The organism is Burkholderia sp. Bp8998, from assembly GCF_003854235.1.
Taxonomy (GTDB): domain Bacteria; phylum Pseudomonadota; class Gammaproteobacteria; order Burkholderiales; family Burkholderiaceae; genus Burkholderia.
Map to the genome: position 1 here is coordinate 53,055 of NZ_QTQF01000031.1, position 21,234 is coordinate 74,288.

A 21,234-nucleotide genomic window follows, 5' to 3' on the forward strand; every position below is an offset into this window, starting at 1 on the left:
AGACGCGACGGCCCGACACCGGATGTGGTTCGTCACGTCGAACATTCATGTCAAAGGACCTGAATGTAAAAAATCGGCCGGCAATCCACTCACCGCCGCCGATGCTCGACCGCGAACTTGATCAGCTCCGCCTGCCCTTCGATCTCGAGCTTGCGCTTCAGATTGAGCCGATGCGTTTCCACCGTGCGCACCGACAGCCCCGTCTGCTGCGCGATCTGCTTGCTCGATAGCCCCTCGGCCAGCGCATCCAGGATGTCGCGCTCGCGCGGCGTCAAGCGGTCGAGCGGCGACGCGGTCGCGCTCGCCTGGATCATCCGCGCGGCGAGCCCTTCGCTGAAGAACGTCTGCCCGGTGAGCACGGCGCCGATCGCACGCACGATCTCGCTCGCGGGCGAATCCTTCAGCAGGTAGCCGCTCGCGCCGGCGCGCACGGCCTGCGTCACGTATTCGATGTTGTCGTGCATCGACAGCATCAGCACGCGAATCCCCGGAAAGCGCTCGTGGAACACGCCGGCGAGCGTGATGCCGTTCATCCCGTTCATGCCGACGTCCATCAGCGCGAGATCGGGCTCGAGCGACGCGGCGAGCGCGAGCGCCTCGTCCGCGTTGCCGGCTTCGCCGACCACGGACAGGTCGGCCGCCTCGAGCCGCATCCGCAGGCCGTCGCGCACCAGCGGGTGATCGTCGACGAGCAGCAGTCGGGCAGCGGGCCGGGCGGTATCGGGGGCGCTCATGGGCAAAGGTCTCCGGTGATGGGGCGCGTGTTCAGGCGGCGCGCAGCGGCACGCGCGCGGCCACGATGGTGTGGCCGACCTGCGACGTGATCGTCAGCGTGCCGCCGAGCGCGTCGAGGCGCTCGCGCATGTTGCGCAGCCCGATGCCGCGGCGCGCATCGGTCTGCGTGCGCTCGGCATCGAAGCCGCAGCCGTTGTCGGCGATGGTCAGCGTGACGGAATGCGCGCCGACGTCGAGCGTGACGGCCGCGCGCGACGCCTGCGCATGATGGACGATGTTGCTGAGCGCTTCCTGCGCGATCCGGAACAGCGCCGTATTGACCGGCGCGGGCAGCGGTCGCGCGCCGCTGTGCGCAACCTGCGTATAGCCGATGTCGATGCCGCTTTCCGTGCCGAGCTCGCGCACGAGCTGCTCGAGCGCGGCCGCGAGGCCGAGATCGTCGAGCATCGCCGGGCGCAGCGCATGCGAGATGCGCCGCACTTCGCGCAGCGTATCGCCGAGCCGTCCGACACCCGACGCGAGTGCCTGCTCGGCTTCGGGCATGCGTGTCGTGCCGCGCTCGAAGCGCGCGAGCGCGGATTCGAGCATCAGCTTCGCGGACACCATCATCTGGCTGATCCCGTCATGCAGCTCGCGCGACAGACGCTCGCGCTCCTGCTCCTGCGATTCGACGACGCGCTGCGCAAGCTGCTTGAGCTTCGCGTCGGCGCTGCGCGACTCGCTGACGTTCAGCACCAGCGCACAGACGGCGATCGCCGCGGCGCCGGTCAGCGCGATCGCGGTGAGCCAGCTCATCGTGCGCTCGATGTTCGCAGATGCGCGCGCATCGATGCGTTGCAGCGCGGTGTCGACATCGTCGAGGTAGATGCCGGTGCCGACCATCCAGCCCCAGCGTTCGAGCGCGACGACGTAGCCGAGCTTCGGCGCGGGCTTGCCCGTCGACGGCCGCTGCCAGGTGTAGCGCACGTAGCCGCCGCCGTGCGACGCGGCGCCGATCAACTGCTGGATCGTCAGCGCGCCCTGCGGGTCGCGCATCGACCAGTAGTTGTGACCGACGCGCTCGGGCTCGCGTGGATGCATCAGCGCATTGCCGTGCAGGTCGTACACGAAGAAATAGCCGTCGGGGCCGAAATCCATCTTCTGCAGCATCGCGAGCGCCTGCGTGCGCAGCAGCCCGTCGTCGCGCGCATTGCGGCCGCTCGCGTCGTACAGCGGCATGATCGCGCTCGTCGCGAGCTCGACGTAATGCTTCAGCTCGACTTCCTTGCTCGACAGGTAGGCGGCCTGGATCGTCGCGTGCTGCGTGCGTGCGAGCGACGTCGCCTGCTGGCGCACGCCGAAGCCGATGCCGGCGATCGCGAGCAGGAACGGCACGATGGCCAGAAGGAAGATCTTTGCCTTGAGTCTCATGGTGGTGCGAAGCGGGCGCGGGCCGGCGGGCGCGTGCGCGGCGGTGCGGCGAGCCGACATTGTCGATGATTTTGCCCGCGGGTGACGGTGGCGCGGCCGGACGGCCGGCCGACGCTCGGGTCAGGCGCGCCGCTGCATCCGGTCGACGGACGGCGCCGCCTGCACGACGACCCGGTTGCGCCCGCGTTCCTTCGCGCGGTACAGCGCGTCGTCGGCGAGCTTCAGTGCGGCCTGGATGCTGTCGTCGCGTTCCGGGTAGCAGGTCGTCACGCCGATGCTCGCGGTCAGGCGGCCGGACGATTCGGAGTCGTGCCGGATACCGAGATCGAGGATGCCGGTGCGGATCGCTTCGGCGATCGTCACGGCGCCGGGCGTGTCGACATCCGGCAGCACGACGACGAACTCCTCGCCGCCGTAGCGGGCCGCATAGTCGGCCGGACGCCGCAGGCAGCCGGCGATGCAGCGGGCGACCGCGGCGAGCGCGTCATCGCCGGCCTGGTGGCCTTGCGTGTCGTTGTAGCGCTTGAAGTGATCGACGTCGACGAACAGCAGCGACACCGCATGCTGCGAGCGCGCCGCGCGGCGCCATTCTCGCGCGAGCGTGACGTCGAGCATCCGGCGGTTGTCGAGGCCGGTGAGGCCGTCGGTGCGCGCGAGCGCCTGCAGCTCGGTTTCCGCGCGGTGACGCTTGCGCAACTGCACGTCGAGCAGCAGCGACAGGGCGACGAAGCCGAGCGCGAGCATGGCCATCGCCGAGCCGATCGGGATCGCGCGGTCGTACCACGCGGCGTAGGTGTCGGCTTGCGAGCGCGCGACCATGATGATCAGCGGCAGATTCTCGAGGTGCCGGAACACGTACAGGCGCCGCACGCCGTCGATCGACGCAGTATCGGCGAAGCTGCCCTCATTCGCGGTCATGAAGTGCCGGAACGTGCTGGCGCCGCTGATGTCGCGGCCGACGATCTTCGGATCGTACGGCTGGCGCGCGACCATCCGGCCGTCGGTCTTGATCAGTGCGATCGAGCCGCGATCGCCGAGCGCCAGGCGCGAGAACAGGTTCTGGAAATATTCGAGCCGGATCGACATCACGGCGACGCCGCCGAACGATCCGTCGGGCCGCGTGATTCGCCGGCTGAGCGCGATGCTCGGCGAGCCGTCGCGCAGCCGCGAATGGTACGGATCGCTGACGTACAGGCCGACGTCCGGATGATCGCGGTGCACGGTGAAGTACGATTCGTTGCCGAAGTTGGCCTTGCGCGGCACGTCGGTCTTGCCGTCGACCGCGATGTCGCCGTTCGCGTCGAGCACGTAGATGCCGCCGAGGTACTTGGCCGTCGTCGCGCGATCGAACAGCACCTGGCGGCGCAGCGGCATCGGCAGGGCGACGACCGCCGGATCGTTCGCACCTTCGACGACCGCCTGAAGCGACAGCGCATAGATCTCGATGTTGCGCTCGATGTCCCACGACGCCATCAGCGCGATGTTCTGCTGCGTGGTGCGCGCGCGATCGCGTGCGTCGATGCGGCCTTCGTACAGCAAGATGCCGCACAGCAGCAACAGGAGCAGCGCGATCAGCAGCCCTGAATAGAAGATCAGGTGCGGCAGCAGGAACCGGCGCAATTGAGCGGCGACGCGGCTCGTCAGGCCGGATTCGCTGGGCATTGCGTAGTCGGTTTCTGCCATGGTCCGTGGATCGATGGGCATCGCCGCCGGGCGGCGGGCCGATGCGATAGTTCGTATGATTTGCCGGCGGCGATCCGCTATGCGCCCCCTGTGCGCATTCTGCCCGCCCGACCGGGAAACCGGGCCCCGATTATCTGTGACGACGGCCGGATAAACCGCTGAATCACCCCGCGATTCAACGATCCGACGAATCGGGCGCGGATTGGTCCGAGTATAACGCGCGCATTCGTGCACGCGGAAAATGTCGAGGAGCGTTGATCCGGATCAAATTGTCGCGAAGGCCGATGCTTGCCAATCAACCGTAGAACGTTGCAGCGCAAGGCTATTCGCCCGGAGCGCGAGCTTTGCGCATTCCACGGTCGCCGATTTTCATGCTTTAACGGCCGGCGCACCCGGAACCAGAAGTCGTGCGACACGGACCGATTATCGGTTTCAGCGTCCGCGTCAATTTTGTATATGAAAACGGGCGGCCGTGATGGCCGCCCGTTTCGTGAAACCGCATGCGGGAAAGCCCGCATGCGAAGGCTTACGCGCCGTGCTGTTGCGCCTTGTACGCGAGCCGGAACCGATGCAGCAGCGGCTCGGTATAACCGCTCGGCTGCGACGTGCCCTGCAGCGCCAGCGCGCACGCGGCCTTGAACGCGGTCGACTGGTCGTAGCCGGGCGCCATCGGGCGATAGTTCGGGTCGCCCGCGTTCTGCTGGTCGACGACGCGCGCCATCCGCTTGAACACGTCGAGCACGAACGCCTCGGTGATCACGCCGTGGCGCAGCCAGTTCGCGATGTGCTGGCTCGAGATGCGCAGCGTCGCGCGGTCTTCCATCAGGCCGACGTCATGGATGTCCGGCACCTTCGAGCAGCCGACGCCCTGTTCGACCCAGCGCACGACGTAGCCGAGAATGCCCTGCGCGTTGTTCTCGACCTCGCTCAGGATCTCGCTCTCGCTCCAGGCGGCGCGCTCGACGACCGGCACGGTCAGCAGTCCTTCGAGCAGCGTGTCGCGCTCGCTCGCGTACGGCGTCTTCTCGAGTTCCTGCTGGACGGCCTGCACGTCGACGAGGTGGTAGTGCAGCGCGTGCAGCGTCGCGGCGGTCGGCGACGGCACCCAAGCGGTATTCGCGCCGGCGCGCGGATGCGCGATCTTCTGCTCGAGCATCGCGTGCATCAGGTCCGGCATCGCCCACATGCCCTTGCCGATCTGCGCGCGGCCACGCAGGCCGGCCGACAGGCCCGCGAGCACGTTGTTGCGCTCGTACGCCTGGATCCACGCGGACGACTTCATGTCGCCCTTGCGGATCATCGGGCCCGCTTCCATCGCGGTGTGCATCTCGTCGCCGGTGCGATCGAGGAAGCCGGTGTTGATGAACGCGACACGCGCGGCGGCTGCGGCGATACAGGCGGCGAGGTTCACGCTGGTGCGGCGTTCCTCGTCCATGATGCCCATCTTCAGCGTGTTGCGCGGCAGGCCGTACAGATCCTCGATGCGCGCGAACAGCGTGTCGGCGAACGCGACTTCGACCGGGCCGTGCATCTTCGGCTTCACGATGTAGATCGAGCCCGTGCGCGAGTTGCGTTTGGCCTTCAGGTCGTGCAGCGCGCACAGCGTCGTGACGACGCCGTCGAGGATGCCTTCCGGAATCTCGTTGCCGTCGCGGTCGAGCACCGCGCCGTTGGTCATCAGATGGCCGACGTTGCGCACGAACAGCAGCGAGCGGCCGTGCAGCGACAGCGTGCCGCCGGCCGGCGTGGTGTACTCGCGATCGGCGTTCAGGCGGCGCGTGAAGGTCTTGCCGCCCTTCGCGACTTCCTCGACCAGCGTGCCCTGCATCAGGCCGAGCCAGTTGCGATAGAGCTGGACCTTGTCGTCGGCGTCGACCGCCGCGACCGAATCCTCGCAGTCGATGATCGTGCTGACCGCGGCTTCGAGCACGACGTCCTTGACGTTCGCGAGATCGGCGCGGCCGATGGGGGTCGACGCGTCGATCTGGATCTCGAGGTGCAGGCCGTTGTGCTTCAGCAGGATCGCGGACGGTGCGCCCGCCGCGCCCTGGTAGCCGACGAACTGCGCCGGCTGCGCGAGGTGCACGACGCCCTTGCCGGTTTCGACGGCGAGCTGGCCGTCCTGCACGCGGTAGCCCAGCGCGTCGCGGTGCGAGCCGCTCGCGAGCGGCGCCGCGTTGTCGAGCACGTTGCGCGCGTAGTCGATCACGCGCTGGCCGCGCGTCGGGTTGTAGGCCGTGGTGCGTTCGGCGCCGCCGTCCTCGGGCAGCGCGTCGGTGCCGTACAGCGCGTCGTACAGGCTGCCCCAGCGTGCGTTCGCGGCGTTCAGCGCATAGCGCGCGTTCGACAGCGGCACGACGAGCTGCGGGCCGGCCTGCGTCGCGATCTCGCTATCGACGTTCGCGGTGGCTGCCGCGACGTTCGACGGGACCGGCACGAGGTAGCCGATTTGTTCGAGGAACGCGCGATACGCGGCATGGTCGCGTACCGGGCCGGGGTGCGCGCGATGCCACGTGTCGAGTTCCTGCTGCAGGCGGTCGCGTTCCGCGAGCAGTTCGCGGTTGCGCGGCGCGAGGTCGTGCACCAGGGCCGAGAAACCGCTCCAGAACGCGGCCTTGTCGATACCGGTGCCGGGCAGTGCTTCGTTTTCAATGAACTGGGTCAGCGCTGGCGCGACTTGCAGTCCTGCTTGGTCGATCATCGTGATTCCTCCCGGGGAAAAATACGCGCGCGGCTTGGCTGGTTATCCCGCGACGCTTTGTGTGCCGGCGCGGGCGATCTGCGCATCCTGTTCGGACTTTACGCCAGACACACCGATCGCGCCCGCAATGCGGCCGTCCACCGTGACCGGCACGCCGCCTTCGAGCAACCCGGTCAGCGGCACGCTCAGAAACGCCGTGCGGCCACCGTTGATCATATCCTCATACGCCTTCGTCTCGCGACGGCCGAGCGCCGCCGCGCGCGCCTTGTCCTGCGCGATGGTGGCGCTGGCCGCCGACGCGCCGTCGAGGCGCGCGAACGCGAGCAGATGGCCGCCGTCGTCGACGATGGCGATCGACACGGCCCAGCCGTGACGCTCGGCTTCCGACCGGGCGGCGGCGAGCATGTGTTCGACGTCGGCGAGCTCGAGTTCGGGTTTCGTTTTCATGGGGTTCCTCCGGAATCAGCGGTCAGTTGACGAGTCGGTTGTCGACGAGCTCGATCCAGTGGCGCACGGTGGTTCGGCCCGCGCCGTTCAGGTGAGTCTGGCAGCCGATGTTGGCCGTGACAATCAGGTCCGGCCGTGCGGCTTCGAGCGCGTCGAGCTTGTTGTCGCGCAGTTTCGTCGCGAGTGCGGGTTGCGTCAGCGCATAGGTGCCGGCGGAGCCGCAGCACATGTGGCCGTCGGCGACATTCGTCAGATCGAAGCCGAGCCGCATCAGGATGCCTTCCACCGCGCCGCCGAGCCGTTGCGCGTGCTGCAGCGTGCACGGGCAGTGGACCGCGATGCGGCGCTGCGTCGACTCGGCCAGCGCGTCGAGCGGCTCGGCCGCGATCACTTCCGCGAGGTCGCGCGCAAGCGTGCTGACGCGCCGTGCCTTGTCCGCATAGACGGGGTCGGAGCGCAGCAGGTCGCCGTATTCCTTCACGAACGCGCCGCAGCCGCTCGCCGTCAGCACGATCGCTTCCGCGCCGGCCTCGATCGCCGGCCACCACGCATCGATGTTGCGGCGTGCGCGCGCGAGCCCGGCGTCCTGTGCGTTCAGGTGATATTCGGTCGCGCCGCAGCAGCCGGCTTCGCGCGCGGGCGTCACGCTGATGCCGAGGCGGTCGAGCACGCGCGCGGCGGCCGCGTTCGTGTTCGGCGACAGCGACGGCTGCACGCAGCCTTCGAGCATCAGCACGCGCCGCGCATGGCGTCTGGGTGGGCGCGGCGTGGCGGCGGGCACGGCGGCCGGGATCTTGTCCTGCAGCGTGCCGGGCAGCAGCGGGCGCAGCGCGCGGCCGGCCTTCAGCAGCGCGGCGAAGGTCGCCGGTCGCGGCACCACGTGACGCAGGCCGGCGCGCAGCAGGCGCTCGCGCGCCGGCCGCCGCGCGCGCTTCTCGGCTTCCGCGCGGCCGATGTCGAGCAGCGTGTGATAGCGCACGCCGGACGGACAGGTCGTCTCGCAGTTGCGGCAGGTCAGGCAGCGGTCGAGATGCTGCTGCGTGCGCTCGCCGCACGGCTCGCCTTCGAGCATCTGCTTGATCAGGTAGATGCGTCCGCGCGGCCCGTCGAGCTCGTTGCCGAGCACCTGGTAGGTCGGGCAGGTCGCATTGCAGAAGCCGCAGTGCACGCACGCGCGCAGGATCGCTTCCGCTTCGTCGGCCCGGTCGAGGGCCTTGCTGGCTTCGCTGAGATTGGTTTGCATCGGCGGTTCGGAGTCGGGTTGGCGTCAGACGTCCGCGTACAGGCGGCCGGGGTTGAAAATCGCATGCGGATCGAGTTGCGCCTTCAGCTGCCGATGCACGCGCAGCAGCGCGGGCGGCAACGGCTGGCACGGCTCGGGCGTCGTGCCGGGCGTGAAGCAGGTCGCGTGGCCGCCCCACTGCGCGGGGAACCGCTGCACGTCGGCCGGCGCGGCGTCGCTCTTCAGCCAGCGCTGCGCGCCGCCCCAGTCGACCAGCAGCACGCCGGGCAGCGCATCGAGCGGCGCGGCGGCCGGCACCGACACGCGCCACAGCGGGCGCGGATCGTCGAAGAACGGCAGCGACAGGTCGCGCAGCCGCGCCCAGAACCCGTCGTCGCGATCGTCCATGCGCTCGCCGCCGATCGTGTCGCGTGCGGCCTTCACCGAGCCCTCGCCGCCTTCGAGCCGCACGCGCAGCACGCCGTCCGCATGGCAGGCGCCCGCGAGCGGCAACCCGGCGCGACGCCATCCGGCGACGCGCTGCACGGCTTCGCCCGCAGCGAGCGGCAACGCGAGATCGCCAGTCGCACGCGGCTTCGGCAGCACCTTCAGCGACACCTCGGTCACGACGCCGAGACAGCCGAAACTGCCCGCGAGCAGCCGCGACACGTCGTAGCCCGCGACGTTCTTCATCACCTCGCCGCCGAAGCGCAGGTGTTTCGCGTGCCCGGTGATCACGCGGCAGCCGAGCACGAAATCGCGCACCGCGCCGGCCCACGGGCGGCGCGGCCCCGACAGCGCGGCCGCGAACATCCCGCCGACCGTGGCCGCGCCGCCGAACGTGGGCGGCTCGCACGGCAGCATCTGGCCGGCCGCGTCGAGCATCGCTTCCAGTTCGGCGAGCGGCGTGCCCGCGCGCGCGGTGATGACGAGTTCGGTCGGGTCGTACGCGACGATGCCGCGGTGCGTGCGCACATCGAGCGTGCGGCCTTCGACGGCGCGGCCGACGAAGGCCTTCGTGCCCGCGCCGCGGATGTGCAGCGGCTGGCGAGCGTGGATCGCGGCGTCGACCTGCGCGACGAGCGCCGCGCTGGCGTCGATCGATTCGGGTTCGCGTTCGCGTTGCATCAGAAGCGCTCCAGTTCGGGAAACGGCAGCTTGCCGTGGTGGACGTGCATCGCACCGAATTCGGCGCAGCGGTGCAGCGTCGGGATGTTCTTGCCGGGATTGAGCAGGCGCTGCGGATCGAACGCGGCCTTCACCGCATGGAAGAACGTGATTTCGTCGGCGTTGAACTGCACGCACATCTGGTTGATCTTCTCGCGCCCGACGCCGTGTTCGCCGGTGATGCTGCCGCCTACCGCGACGCACAGCTCGAGGATCTTGCCGCCGAGCGCTTCCGCGCGGTCGAGTTCGCCGGGACGGTTCGCGTCGAACAGGATCAGCGGATGCATGTTGCCGTCGCCTGCGTGGAACACGTTCGCAACCGGCAGCGCGTATTCGGCGGACAGCGCGGCGATCCCTTCGAGCACGCGCGGCAGCTCGCGGCGCGGGATCGTGCCGTCCATGCAGTAGTAGTCAGGCGACATGCGGCCGACCGCCGGGAACGCGTTCTTGCGGCCGGCCCAGAAGCGCTGCCGCTCCGCTTCGTCCTGTGCGACGCGGATCTCCGACGCGCCGGCGTCGCGCAGCAGCGCGGCGACGCGTTCGGCGTCTTCGTCGACATCGGTCGCCGCGCCGTCGAGTTCGCACAGCAGGATCGCCTGTGCGTCGACCGGATAGCCGGCGTGGATGAAGTCCTCGGCCGCGCGGATCGCGAGGTTGTCCATCATCTCGAGCCCGCCGGGAATCACGCCCGCGCCGATGATTCGCGCGACCGCCGCGCCGGCTTCGGCGACGTCGTCGAAGCTCGCCATCAGCACCTTCACGCTCGGCGGCAACGGCAGCAGCTTCACCGTCACTTCGGTGACGATGCCGAGCATCCCCTCGGAGCCGGTGAACAGCGCGAGCAGGTCGAAGCCGGGGGCGTCGAGTGCATCGGCGCCGAGTGTCAGCGCGTCGCCGTCGATCGTCAGGATCTCGACCTTCAGGATGTTGTGGACCGTCAGCCCGTATTTGAGGCAGTGCACGCCGCCCGCGTTTTCGGCGACGTTGCCGCCGATCGAGCATGCGATCTGCGACGACGGATCGGGCGCGTAATAGAGACCGTAGGGTGCGGCGGCCTGCGAGATCGCGAGATTGCGCACGCCGGGCTGCGCGCGCGCGACGCCGGCATCGGCGTCGATCTCGAGAATCCGGTTGAACTTCGACATCACGAGCAGGATGCCTTTTTCGAGCGGCATCGCGCCGCCCGACAGCCCGGTGCCCGCGCCGCGCGCGACGACCGGCACGCCGTGCGCGGCCGCGACGCGCAATACCGCGCGCACCTGCTCGACCGTGTCGGGCAGCACGACCGCGAGCGGCACCGTGCGGTACGCGGCGAGGCCGTCGCATTCGAACGGCTTCAGCGCCTCGCGCTCGTGCAGCACGTCGAGGCCGGGCGCCGCCGCACTGAGCGCGGCGACGAGCGTGTCGCGGTCGATGGTCGCCAGCGGGCCGTCGATCCGTTCGTCGTAGGTGAAACTCATCGTGTGTCTCCGTCTCCGCCATGCAGGCGGCCGCAGGATGCGCGGCACGCCGGATGGAAGGCATTCTTGGCGGGCGGCGGGTGCGTGTCCAGACGTCACGGACGTGGTCATACCAGTTTTTGGAAGTGCGCCTGGAGGGGACGGTTGGATATGACGGAAAATCCAATCAACACAAGGGTTTGTGAGAAAATCGACGCTATTCGTCCGAAGTGGTCATACCAGTATGGAAATGCAGGATCGACAGGCATCGGCGCGCAATGTCGCCGACGTCGTCGCCGAGCGGATCGAGCAATTGATCGTCGACGGCGTGCTGAAGGCCGGACAGGCGCTGCCGTCCGAGCGGCGGCTCACCGAGAAGCTCGGCGTGTCGCGCACGGCCGTGCGCGAAGGGATGAAGCTGCTGCGTGCGCGCGGGATCATCGACACGACGCACGGCAAGGGTTCGTTTGTCGCGAGCCTGACCCCGCAGCGCGAAGTCTCGCCGATGATGCATCTGCTCGGTTCGCAGCCGCGCACGCTGTACGACCTGTTCGAGGTGCGCGGCATGCTCGAGACCGAAGCCGCGCGGCTCGCCGCGCTGCGCGGGACGCCCGCGGACTTCATCCTGATCAAGCGCCGCTACGAGGAAATGACGGCGGCCGATGCGCAGGATCTCGATCCGGCCGCGCGCGCGAAGCTCGACCATGCGTTCCATCTCGCGATCTGCGAGGCGTCGCACAATCCGGTGCTCGTCAACACGCTGCAGTCGCTGACCGATCTGCTGCTCAGTTCCGTGTTCGCGTCGGTGAACAACCTCTATCACCGCGAGCCGCTGAAGAAGCAGATCGACCGTCAGCACGCGCGGCTCTACAACGCGGTGACCGGGCGGCTGCCCGACCAGGCACGCAAGGCCGCGAGCGAGCATATCCGGCAGTGCGTCGACTATCTGCGCGAGATCGAAGCGGAGGAGCAGCGGCTCGTGCGCTCGACGCTGCGCCTCGAAGGGTGGACCTGAGCCGCATTAACCGGCGTGGCGGTTGCCGCCATGACGTGTATCAAGCATGTTGCGCTGTCCACGCGGCCTGACGGCCTAATATGTCATAATGTGATCTATTCGATGCGTGGCCCGACACGAACCGTTTCGCCATTGCGCGACACGCGCTTGGGCGGTTGACCGTGACGCGTCGCCGATCCTTGAAGGAGGACGCTGCATGTCGATTCCGACGCGTGGCGACGGGCCCGAGGCCCGCGCCGTCCAGATCCTGCATCGCCCCGTCTGCGACCTGCTCGGCTGTGCGTGGCCGATCGTGCTCGCAGGTATGGGCGGCGTTGCGCGGGCGGAGCTCGCGAGTGCGGTGAGCGCGGCCGGCGGGTTCGGCTTTCTCGGGATGGTGCGCGAACCGGTCGCGTTGATCCGGCGCGAGGTCGAGCAGGTGCGCGCGGCCACCGAGCGGCCGTTCGGCGTGAACCTGATTCCGGCGTCGACGCCGCCTGAACTGCTTGATGCGCAGCTCGACGCGTGTATCGAATTGCAGGTGCCGGTCGTTGCGCTGTTCTGGGACGTGATGCCGGGCGTCGTGCGGCGTCTGCGCGATGCGGGCGTGCGGGTGGTTCATCAGGTCGGGTCGCTCGACGATGCGCATGCGGCCGAGGCGGCGGGTGCGCAGGCGCTGATCGTTCAGGGGCGCGAGGCGGGTGGTCATGTGCGCGGCGATCGGCCGCTGGCCGAGTTGCTGCCTGACGTGGTTCGGGCGACGCGGTTGCCGGTGCTCGCGGCGGGCGGGATCGTCGACGGCGCGGACGTGGCCGCCGCGATGGCGCTCGGCGCGCAGGGCGCGGTGATGGGCACGGCGTTCATCGCGACGCACGAGTCGTTCGCGCATGCGTATCACCAGCAGCGGATCGTCGATGCGCGCGAAGGCGACACGCTGCTGACTGATATCTTCCACATCAACTGGCCGCGCGGCGCGCGGGTGCGTGTGTTGCCGTCGAGCGTCACGCGCGGCGAGCGAGGGGATCCGTTCGGCGACGAGCGCGTGGTGATCGGTGACGAGGAAGGGCGGCCGATCTACCTGTTCAGTACCGACTCGCCGCTGCGTACGATGACCGGTGATTTCGAAGCGATGGCGTTGTATGCGGGCACGGGGGCAGGGCGGGTCGGCGCGATCGAGTCAGCGGGCGACGTGCTGCGCCGGATCGTGCTCGATGCGGCTGCGATCGTCGAGAAAGGGGCTGGTGCTTCAGCGGCGGGCGAGATGGATGAGAATCGAACGGCGTTGCTCGCGGCGCTCGATGAACTGCTGGAGGCGGAGCGTGCGGGGGCGCGCGTCGCGTCGGAGACGGCTGCCGAGGTCAATGAGGATCCCGAACTGCATCGATTGATCGCGCATATCCGTCAGGACGAGGCGCATTGGTGCAGCGTGCTGGTCGATGCGATTCGCACGCTCGGTGCGACGCCGACGCGTGCGACCGGGTCGTTCTATGAAAAGGCGATGGCGATCGACGATCCGGCCGAGCGGATGGCGTTCTTGAACCGCGGCCAGAGGTGGGTCGTGCGTAAGCTGCAGGCACTGCTGCCGACGCTTGCGGATCCGGATATTCATCACGCGCTGTCGTTGATGCTGGTTGCGCATGAGAAGAATATCGGGGCGGTGGATGTGCGGTTGAGGGAGGGTGGGGTGGGCGACGCGTAGCAGGCGGGTGCAATATTCTCCGCAAATTGTGCGGAGAATAGCCGTTCTATTCACCGCACCGTCAAACCCGTCAGAATGAAAAAAACCCGCCGAAGCGGGCAATCCTCTCGATGAAGAGGGGGAGATCCGAATCCGCAGGACCGCGCCGGCTCAACCTTTCGTCGCCCCGAACGTTAGCCCCGCGACGAAATGCTTCTGCATCGCGAAGAACATCGCGACCGACGGCAGCGCGGCGAGAATCGACCCGGCCGATACGAGGTTCCAGGAAGTGGTCCATTGCCCCTTCAGCGCCGCGACGCCTGCCGTGATTGGCGCGGCCTCATCACCTTGCGTGAGACACAGCGCCCAGAAGTAGTCGTTCCACACGAACGTGAACACGAGAATCGCAAGCGCGGCCAGCGCAGGCCGGATCAGCGGCAAGACGATCCGCCAGAACACCGTCCACTCACCCGCACCCTCGATCCGCGCCGCCTCGATCAATTCGAACGGCAACTGCTTGATGAAGTTTCGCAGAAACAGCGTGCAGAACCCCGTCTGAAACGCGACATGAAAGAGAATCAGCGCCTCGACCGTGTTGAACACCCCGAGCCTGAGCGACAAATCCCGCACCGGGATCATCAATACCTGCACCGGGACGAAGTTCCCCGCGACAAACGTGCCGAACAACGCGGCATTCCCGCGAAACCGGTAAGTCGCCAGCGCGAACCCGGCCATCGCCGCCAGCGCGATCGACCCGATCACCGACGGCACCGTGATCTGCACGCTGTTCCAAAAGTAATGCAGCATCGGCGACGTGGTCAGCGCGTCGCGATAGTTCTCGATCATCGAGAAGTGCCGCGGCCAGCCCCAGTAGTGACCTTCGACCAGCTCCTCGGTCGAGCGCACCGACGTGACGAACACCGCGATCATCGGCAGCAGCCAGATCACGAGCGCGACGGGCAGCGACAGCTTGTACAGCCGGCGCGATACCGGCTTCCAGTGGGCAACGGGTGTCGGAAACATGATGAAGGCATCCCCGGTAGGTCACTGTTCGTTGCGCAGCAGGCGGCGCAACTGGAACACGATGTAGACGAGCATGATCGCGAACAGCACGACCGCGATCGACGCGGAATAGCCGAGCCGGTAGTACTTGATCGCCTGGTCGTACATGTAATACGCGAGCACGGTCGAGCTTTCGAACGGGCCGCCGCCCGTCATCACCGAAATCAGGTCGAAGCTGCGCAGCGCGCCGATCACCGTGACGACGATCGCCATGAACGTGGTCGGCCGCAACTGCGGCAGCACGACGTGCCACAGCAGCGCGAAGCCGCGCGCACCTTCCATCCGCGCCGCTTCGATCTGCTCCGGGTTCACCGACGTGAGGCCGGTGAGGTACAGGATCATGCAGTACGCGGTCTGCGGCCACAGCGCGGCGAACACGATGCCGAACGTCGCGTAGCGCGCATCGCCGAGCACCGGGATCCCGTGTCCGGCGATCAGCGCGAGCAACCCGAAGGTCGGATCGTAGAACCACGAGAAGATCAAACCGACGACCACGCCGGACAACACGAACGGCGCGAAGAACAGCGACTTCACGAGCCGGATGCCGGCGACCGCCTGGTTCAGGTACAGCGCGAGCGCGAGGCCGAGCGGCGGCGCGAGCATGAACAGCGCGAGCCAGATCACGTTGTTGCGCAGCGCGGTGTAGAAGGTCGGCGCGTGCAGCAGCTCCGCGTAGTTCGCGAGACCGACGAACGTGCGCTCGGTCATCCCGTCCCAGTTGCAGAGGCTCAACCACAGCGTCGACAGGATCGGCCAGATCACATAGACGGCAACCATGGCGCACGCGGGCGCAAGAAAGAGCCACGCGGCACGCCGTTGCCGCCGCACGGCCGGCGACGGGCGGCGCGCGGGCAGCGCAGTGGCGGCGGATGCGCCGCGCGGTGGCGGCGCGGCGCCAGCGCCAGCGGGCGGGGTGGACGTGATCGGACGGGACACGGCAAGCCTCCTGGGCGGACGCGGCGGCGCAAGGCCGCCGCAGGGGTCACGCGGTTACTTCTTGTAGATCCGCTTGCGGGTCTGCTCGAGTTGCGCGAGCACGGTATCGAGCTGCGCGGGATTCGCGACGAACTGCTGCATCCCCTTCATCCCTTCGTCGGCCATTTCCTTCGTCATGTCGCGGTCGTAGAACTGCGCGACGCCGCCCTTCGTGTCGGCGAGGATCCGGAAGCCGATCCGCGAGATCGGATCGGCCGGCTCCGGCGACTTGCTGTTGGCCGACAGCGAGCCGAGCCCTTCGGCGAGCTTCGCGCCCAGCTCGGGCGTTTCGACGAACGCGAGGAACGTATGCGCGTCGGCCTTGTTCTTCGCCTTGGTCGGGATGTGCAGCGATTCGACCGGACCGTCCTCGGCGGTCGGCACCTTCGGGTCGATGATCGGGAAGCGGTAATAGCCCATTTCCTGCTTCACGTTCGGCGGAAAGCCCGCGGCGATGAAGGTGCCCATCAGCATCATCGCGGCCTTGCCCTGGAACAGGAACGGCTGTGCGCCATCGAGATCGTAGGACAGCGCGTTGTCGATGAAGTAGCCGGCGTCGATCAGCGATTTCCACGTCGTGTAGACCTTCTTCACGCGCGGGTCGGTGTACGGCACGTCGCCGGCCATCAGCTGCTGGTGGAACGCGTTGCCGTTCAGGCGCAGGTCGAGATAGTCGAACCAGCCGGCGAGCGTCCAAGCGTCGCGGCCGCCGACCGCGATCGGCGTGATGCCGGCCGCCTTCAGCTTCTTGCACGCATCGAGAAACTGGTCCCAGGTCTTCGGTTCGTCGGCGATGCCGACCTTGCTGAACAGGTCCTTGCGGTAGAACAGCCCCCACGAGTAATAGACGGTCGGCGCCGCGTACTGCTTGCCGTGGTACGACGACGCGTCGCGCGTCGACGCGTACATCGCGCCCCAGCCGTTCTTCGTCCAGTCGCCGCTCAGGTCCTCGAACAGCCCGCGCTTCGCGTAGTACGCCATCCGCTCGCCCGCGTGCCAGTTCACCACGTCGGGCGCGACGGTCGTGAGCCACGCGGGGAGCTGCACCTTGTACGCTTCCTCGTCGACGAAGGTGGGCTTCACGTCGATGTCGGGATGGGCCTTGTGGAACGCCTCGAGCGTCGACTGCCAGACCGCGCGCTGGCTGGCACCCTTGAACGCGATGTTGATCGTCAGCGTGCCCGCGTCGGCCGGCGCCGCGGCGCCGAACGAAGCGAACGCGATGGCGGCGGCGGTCGCAAGCCGGGCGGCAACGCGAAGGGGGCGATGTGTCATGTGTGTCTCCATTCCTGTGTGTCGTTGTGCGTGACCGGCGCGTCGCGGCGCCGGGGGCGGTTGCTACGAACGGCTTCGATACACGGCGACGCCTTGCGGCTCGACCTGCGCGGCGCCGACCACGAACGCGGACGGCGGCATTCCATCGATCGTGTGCGGCGTGCCGCCGTAGTTGAATACGTAGGTCAGGCCGCCGCGTCGGCTCACGCGCACGCCGTCGCCGAGTGGCGACGGTGTCAGGCCGGCGTCGGCCGCGACGTCGGCGAACAGGCGCGCGGTGGTCGCGTCGTCGAACAGCGCGGCCCAGTAGTGCAGCGTGCCGTGCGACACGCAGGCCGGATGACCGTCGGCGAAGCGCGCACGCACGACGCTGCGTGCGTCGTCGTGCAGTTCGACGAGGTCGCGCCAGTGACGTGCATCGCCGGTGAGCGGCGAGCCGTCGCGCAACGTGCCGTCGATCCGCTCGGCCACGTTCGGCCGCAGCGATTCGACGCGCCACACGCGCATCGGCAGGATCGACCCGAGGGGGCCCGGTGGCAGCGCGGGCGGAATCTGCAGGTCGGCGGTCTTCGAGCCGGTGCGCGGGCCGAACACCGCATGCGCGCCCGATGCGGCGAGCCGCGCCGCGAAGTCGTCCGGCACGATCGGCAGCGGCGGCACGACGACGAGCCGGTACCCGTCGAGCGGCGCGTGCGCGGAAATGATGTCGACGTCGAGGCCGAGCGAGCGCAGTGCCGAGTAGTACTCGAACGCGAAACGCGGGTAGTGGAAATCAGCGCCTTGCGGCTGCACTTCGAACAGCCACTTCGCTTCATAGTCGAACACCAGCGCGACGGGCGCGCGCACCGGGCCGTTCGCGTCGGCATCGGCGCCGGCGTCGAGCACGGCCGCGATCTCGCGCGCGACGCGCTGCGCTTCGCGGCCGCCTTCGTCGAGCTTGTCGTCCGGCGTGTGCAGGCCCGCGTGCATCTGCTCCTGCGCGAACGGCGCCTGCCGCCAGCGGAAGTACGACACGCAGCCGGCGCCGTGCGCGAACGCTTCCCAGCTCCACAGGCGCACCATGCCCGGCAGCGGCGCGGGGTTCCACTGCGCCCAGTTCACCGGCCCCGGCTGCTGCTCCATCACCCAGAACGGCAGCTTCGACATTCCGCGATAGAGGTCGTGATTGAACGACGCGAAATCCGGATGGCCGGTGCGCAGCCAGCGGGCCTTCACGTCGGGCGCGAACCATTGCTCCTCGAGCGCGCCGAGCGGATAGCTGTCCCACGTCGCGACGTCGAGGTCGCGCGCGACTTCGTAGTGGTCGAACTCGGTGAAGAGCTGCATGAAGTTGTGCGCGACGGGGCGGCCCGGCGAATGCGCGCGGATCGCGTCGACCTGCATCCGGTGATAGCGCGCGACTTCGTCCGACGCGAAGCGCCGGTAGTCGAGGCGGTGCGACGGATGCGCTTCTGTCACGGTGCCGACCGGCGCGTCGACTTCGTCGAAATGCCGGTACTCCATGCTCCAGAACACGGTGCCCCATGCGCGGTTCAGCGCGTCGATCGTGCCGTAGCGCGCCTTCAGCCATTCACGAAAGCGCACGAGCGCGGCGGGCGAGTAGCTGACGACCGTCTGATGGCAGCCGAGCTCGTTGTCGGTCTGCCAGTAGCGCACGGCCGGGTGGCGGCCGTAGCGTTCGGCGACCGCCGTGCAGATGCGGCGCGATGCTTCCAGATAGGTCGGCGACGAGAAGTCGTAGTGGCGGCGCGAGCCGAACTTGCGCGGCCGGCCGTCCGCGCCGATCGCGAGGATGTCGGGGTGACGGTCGACGAGCCACTTCGGCGGCGTTGCGGTCGGCGTGCACATCACGATCTCGAGGCCGGCCGCGCCGAGCACGTCGACCGCGCGGTCGAGCCAGCCCCAGTCGTATTCGCCCGGCGACGGCTCGATGCGGCTCCATGCGAATTCGGCGATCCGCACCTGCGCGATGCCGAGTGCCTTCATCCGGCGGGCGTCGTCCGCCCACATCGATTCCGGCCAGTGTTCCGGGTAATAGCAGACTCCGAGGCGCATGCCGATCCTTATGCGTAGTGGTGGACGGGAACGTCGGCGCACGCGGGCACCGCGCGGCCGTCTTCGGTGAAGAGGTGACAGGCCGCGGCCGGCGCATGCGCGTGCACGCGCTCGCCGCCGCGCACGGCCGCGTCGCCGGGCACCTTCGCGATCAGCGGCGTGCCGCCGGGCTGGTCGAGGTGCACGTAGGTCTGCTCGCCGAGGCGTTCGACGAGCGCGACGTCGCGCGTAAGTGTCGTCGCGTCGTGCACGGCGCCGAGCGTCAGGTGCTCGGGGCGGATGCCGAGCGTGACGGTCGCACCCGGCGCGAGTGCGGAGCCGTCGCGCGGCAGCGTGAAGGTTTCGCCGGACGGCAGGACGGTGACGGTCGTGCGTTGCGCGTCGCAGGCGGCGACGACGGCCGGCAGGAAATTCATTCGCGGCGAGCCGATGAAGCCGGCGACGAAGCGGCTGGCGGGATGGTGATAGAGGTCGAGCGGCGCGCCGACCTGCGCGATGCTGCCGTGCCGCGCGGTGTCCGCGCCGGCGTGCAGCAGCACGATCTTGTCGGCCAGCGTCATCGCCTCGGTCTGGTCGTGCGTCACGTAGACGACGCTCGCGCGTTCGAACTGCCGGTGCAGCTTCGCGATCTCGATGCGGGTCCGGCCGCGCAGCGCCGCGTCGAGGTTCGACAGCGGTTCGTCGAACAGGAACACGCCGGGCTCGCGCACGATCGCACGGCCGATCGCGACGCGCTGACGCTGTCCGCCGGACAGCGCCTTCGGCTTGCGCTCGAGCAGCGTGTCGAGCTGCAGGATCCGCGCGGCGTCGCGCACCTTGCGGTCGATCTCGGCCTTCGGCATGCGCGCGAGCTTCAGCCCGAACGCCATGTTCTCGTAGACCGTCATGTGCGGAAACAGCGCGTAGCTCTGGAACACCATCGCGACGCCGCGTTCGGCCGCCGGCACGTCGTCGACGCGGCGGCCGTCGATCGACAACTCGCCGTCGCTCAGGTCCTCGAGCCCCGCGATCATCCGCAGCAGGGTCGACTTGCCGCAGCCGGACGGACCGAGGAACACGCAGAACTCGTGCGCGCCGATCTCCAGATCGACGTCGCGAATGACCGGCGCGTGCTCGCCATAGGCTTTCTGCACGCGCCGCATCGAGATGCTCGCCATTGTCTCCGCTCCATGTTCTAATGCGCCTGAATCGATGCTTAAGCGCTTAATCATCGCGATCAAAAAAAGAGCCGATAGCGATCGCGGCCGAGTCGCGCCCGTCGGTCGGGCGGCAGGGTGTGCGGCGATAGTGCGCCGCTTCGGTAAGCGAAGCAAATACTGGATCAACGTCTCATATAGTGGGCGAGTCATGGCGACACTCGACGAAGTGGCCCGCCGCGCCGGCGTGACGGCCGCGACGGTCTCGAACGTGCTGCGCAATCGCGGCCGGGTCGGCGAAGCCACCCGCGCGAGGGTGCTCGACGCCGTGCAGGCGCTCGGCTACCGGCCGCATCTCGCCGCGCGGGCGCTGGCGGAAGGGCGGGCGCCGACGGTCGCGCTGATGGTGTCGAGCATCGCGAACCCGTTCTATCCGGAGTTCGCGCTCGCGGTCGAGCGCGCGGTGCGCCGCAACGGACAATTCCTGATCGTCTGCAATACGAACGAAGATCCGTTGCAGGGGCGTGCGTATCTCGACCAGATCGCCGGCACGATTTCCGAGGGCATCCTCGTGACCAATGCGAACCTGCATTTGCCGGATCTGGTCGACGTCGCGCGGCGCGGCGTGCCGGTCGTGCTGTGTCTGTGGGAGCGGCCCGATGCGCCGCCCGAAGGGTTGCCGTGCGTGGCGGTGGATTTTCGCGAGGCGGGGCGGATCGCGACGCGGCATCTGCTCGAACTCGGGCACCGGACGATCGGCGTGATCGTCGGCGGTTCGGCGAGCGGCGTGCAGGCGGCGCGCTACGACGGCTTCGTCGACGTGATGCGCGAAGCGGGGCTCGACGCGTCGATCGTCGCGGCCGAGCACGATTCGATCGAAGGCGGCGTGCGCGCGGCGGGGCGGCTGCTCGACGCGCATCCCGGGCTGACCGCGCTGGTCGCGGCCAACGACCTGCCTGCGATCGGCGCGCTGCACGCAGCGGCCGATCGTGGCAGGCGCGTGCCCGACGACCTGTCGATCGTCGGCATCACCGATATTCATCTGGCCAGCGATACGCGCCCGACGTTGACGACCGTCGCGATCCCGACCGCCGAGGCCGCAGGGCTCGCGGTCGAGCTGCTGAACGCGTTGCGCGAGGCGGGCGGACAGATCGACGATGCGTCGCGCGTGCGGACGGCGTCGGTGCCGCGGCTGGTGGTGCGGGGGACGACGGGGGCGGTGCCGGGGCGGCGCACGGCCGCGTAGCGACGGTCG

16 protein-coding genes are annotated in these 21,234 nt (G+C 68.5%); 3 read left to right on the forward strand and 13 right to left on the reverse strand.

From position 1 onward, the window contains the following. Positions 1-89: 89 nt before the first annotated feature. From DIE06_RS26970 to glcD, 8 genes are all read right to left on the reverse strand, one after another. Entirely contained in the window at positions 90-734 is a 645-nt protein-coding gene (locus tag DIE06_RS26970) for a response regulator transcription factor (RefSeq protein WP_124615400.1), read from the reverse strand. A 31-nt stretch (positions 735-765) separates the two neighbouring features. After that, entirely contained in the window at positions 766-2,145 is a 1,380-nt protein-coding gene (locus DIE06_RS26975; RefSeq protein WP_124663986.1) for a cache domain-containing protein, read from the reverse strand. Positions 2,146-2,265: 120 nt separating this feature from the next. After that, on the reverse strand, positions 2,266-3,828 hold the full coding sequence (locus DIE06_RS26980) for a GGDEF domain-containing protein (RefSeq protein ID WP_124663987.1): 1,563 nt from the start codon (positions 3,826-3,828) through the stop codon (positions 2,266-2,268). A gap of 526 nt (positions 3,829-4,354) precedes the next feature. Continuing rightward, a complete protein-coding gene (locus DIE06_RS26985) occupies positions 4,355-6,529 on the reverse strand; it encodes a malate synthase G (RefSeq protein ID WP_124663988.1) in 2,175 nt (724 codons plus the stop codon). A gap of 42 nt (positions 6,530-6,571) precedes the next feature. After that, positions 6,572-6,976 carry a heme-binding protein gene (locus DIE06_RS26990; RefSeq protein ID WP_124663989.1) on the reverse strand — a complete coding sequence of 135 codons (405 nt, stop codon included), beginning with the start codon at positions 6,974-6,976 and terminating at the stop codon, positions 6,572-6,574. A gap of 22 nt (positions 6,977-6,998) precedes the next feature. Then, positions 6,999-8,219 (reverse strand): glycolate oxidase subunit GlcF, encoded by a 1,221-nt coding sequence (gene glcF, locus DIE06_RS26995; RefSeq protein WP_124663990.1) that lies wholly within the window; start codon positions 8,217-8,219, stop codon positions 6,999-7,001. 24 nt (positions 8,220-8,243) lie between these two features. Next, positions 8,244-9,326 (reverse strand): glycolate oxidase subunit GlcE, encoded by a 1,083-nt coding sequence (glcE, locus tag DIE06_RS27000; protein ID WP_124663991.1) that lies wholly within the window; start codon positions 9,324-9,326, stop codon positions 8,244-8,246. After that, positions 9,326-10,825: a glycolate oxidase subunit GlcD gene (gene glcD, locus DIE06_RS27005; RefSeq protein WP_124663992.1), complete on the reverse strand. Its 1,500-nt coding sequence runs from the start codon at positions 10,823-10,825 to the stop codon at positions 9,326-9,328. The genes glcE and glcD overlap by 1 nt, the downstream gene beginning before the upstream one ends. 223 nt (positions 10,826-11,048) lie before the next feature. On the opposite strand from glcD, the gene glcC reads away from it, so the two are divergent. Together glcC and DIE06_RS27015 are read left to right on the forward strand one after the other, a co-directional pair. Continuing rightward, positions 11,049-11,819, forward strand: coding sequence for a transcriptional regulator GlcC (gene glcC / locus DIE06_RS27010; RefSeq protein ID WP_124663993.1), 771 nt, complete (start codon positions 11,049-11,051; stop codon positions 11,817-11,819). Positions 11,820-12,015: 196 nt separating this feature from the next. Continuing rightward, positions 12,016-13,497 (forward strand): nitronate monooxygenase, encoded by a 1,482-nt coding sequence (locus DIE06_RS27015; protein ID WP_124663994.1) that lies wholly within the window; start codon positions 12,016-12,018, stop codon positions 13,495-13,497. A gap of 150 nt (positions 13,498-13,647) precedes the next feature. Here the strand turns inward: DIE06_RS27015 and DIE06_RS27020 are convergent, their stop codons facing one another. From DIE06_RS27020 to DIE06_RS27040, 5 genes are all read right to left on the reverse strand, one after another. After that, positions 13,648-14,499 carry a carbohydrate ABC transporter permease gene (locus DIE06_RS27020; RefSeq protein WP_124663995.1) on the reverse strand — a complete coding sequence of 284 codons (852 nt, stop codon included), beginning with the start codon at positions 14,497-14,499 and terminating at the stop codon, positions 13,648-13,650. Positions 14,500-14,520: 21 nt separating this feature from the next. Continuing rightward, on the reverse strand, positions 14,521-15,474 hold the full coding sequence (locus DIE06_RS27025; protein WP_124663996.1) for a carbohydrate ABC transporter permease: 954 nt from the start codon (positions 15,472-15,474) through the stop codon (positions 14,521-14,523). A gap of 54 nt (positions 15,475-15,528) precedes the next feature. Then, complete coding sequence (locus DIE06_RS27030) at positions 15,529-16,788, reverse strand: ABC transporter substrate-binding protein (protein ID WP_124663997.1); 1,260 nt, start codon at positions 16,786-16,788, stop codon at positions 15,529-15,531. Positions 16,789-16,851: 63 nt separating this feature from the next. Continuing rightward, a complete protein-coding gene (locus DIE06_RS27035) occupies positions 16,852-18,843 on the reverse strand; it encodes a beta-galactosidase (protein WP_124663998.1) in 1,992 nt (663 codons plus the stop codon). Between the two features lie 8 nt (positions 18,844-18,851). Continuing rightward, positions 18,852-20,000, reverse strand: coding sequence for an ABC transporter ATP-binding protein (locus DIE06_RS27040; protein WP_124663999.1), 1,149 nt, complete (start codon positions 19,998-20,000; stop codon positions 18,852-18,854). 190 nt (positions 20,001-20,190) lie between these two features. On the opposite strand from DIE06_RS27040, the gene DIE06_RS27045 reads away from it, so the two are divergent. Further along, entirely contained in the window at positions 20,191-21,225 is a 1,035-nt protein-coding gene (locus DIE06_RS27045) for a LacI family DNA-binding transcriptional regulator (protein ID WP_124664000.1), read from the forward strand. Positions 21,226-21,234: the final 9 nt, after the last annotated feature.

Excerpts from the sequence above, each read along its gene's own strand:
- DIE06_RS26970 (WP_124615400.1), bottom strand. The coding sequence starts at position 734 with ATGAGCGCCCCCGATACCGCCCGGCCCGCTGCCCGACTGCTGCTCGTC.
- DIE06_RS26975 (WP_124663986.1), bottom strand. The coding sequence starts at position 2,145 with ATGAGACTCAAGGCAAAGATCTTCCTTCTGGCCATCGTGCCGTTCCTG.
- DIE06_RS26980 (WP_124663987.1), bottom strand. The coding sequence starts at position 3,828 with ATGGCAGAAACCGACTACGCAATGCCCAGCGAATCCGGCCTGACGAGC.
- DIE06_RS26985 (WP_124663988.1), bottom strand. The coding sequence starts at position 6,529 with ATGATCGACCAAGCAGGACTGCAAGTCGCGCCAGCGCTGACCCAGTTC.
- DIE06_RS26990 (WP_124663989.1), bottom strand. The coding sequence starts at position 6,976 with ATGAAAACGAAACCCGAACTCGAGCTCGCCGACGTCGAACACATGCTC.
- glcF (WP_124663990.1), bottom strand. The coding sequence starts at position 8,219 with ATGCAAACCAATCTCAGCGAAGCCAGCAAGGCCCTCGACCGGGCCGAC.
- glcE (WP_124663991.1), bottom strand. The coding sequence starts at position 9,326 with ATGCAACGCGAACGCGAACCCGAATCGATCGACGCCAGCGCGGCGCTC.
- glcD (WP_124663992.1), bottom strand. The coding sequence starts at position 10,825 with ATGAGTTTCACCTACGACGAACGGATCGACGGCCCGCTGGCGACCATC.
- glcC (WP_124663993.1), top strand. The coding sequence starts at position 11,049 with ATGGAAATGCAGGATCGACAGGCATCGGCGCGCAATGTCGCCGACGTC.
- DIE06_RS27015 (WP_124663994.1), top strand. The coding sequence starts at position 12,016 with ATGTCGATTCCGACGCGTGGCGACGGGCCCGAGGCCCGCGCCGTCCAG.
- DIE06_RS27020 (WP_124663995.1), bottom strand. The coding sequence starts at position 14,499 with ATGTTTCCGACACCCGTTGCCCACTGGAAGCCGGTATCGCGCCGGCTG.
- DIE06_RS27030 (WP_124663997.1), bottom strand. The coding sequence starts at position 16,788 with ATGACACATCGCCCCCTTCGCGTTGCCGCCCGGCTTGCGACCGCCGCC.
- DIE06_RS27035 (WP_124663998.1), bottom strand. The coding sequence starts at position 18,843 with ATGCGCCTCGGAGTCTGCTATTACCCGGAACACTGGCCGGAATCGATG.
- DIE06_RS27040 (WP_124663999.1), bottom strand. The coding sequence starts at position 20,000 with ATGGCGAGCATCTCGATGCGGCGCGTGCAGAAAGCCTATGGCGAGCAC.
- DIE06_RS27045 (WP_124664000.1), top strand. The coding sequence starts at position 20,191 with ATGGCGACACTCGACGAAGTGGCCCGCCGCGCCGGCGTGACGGCCGCG.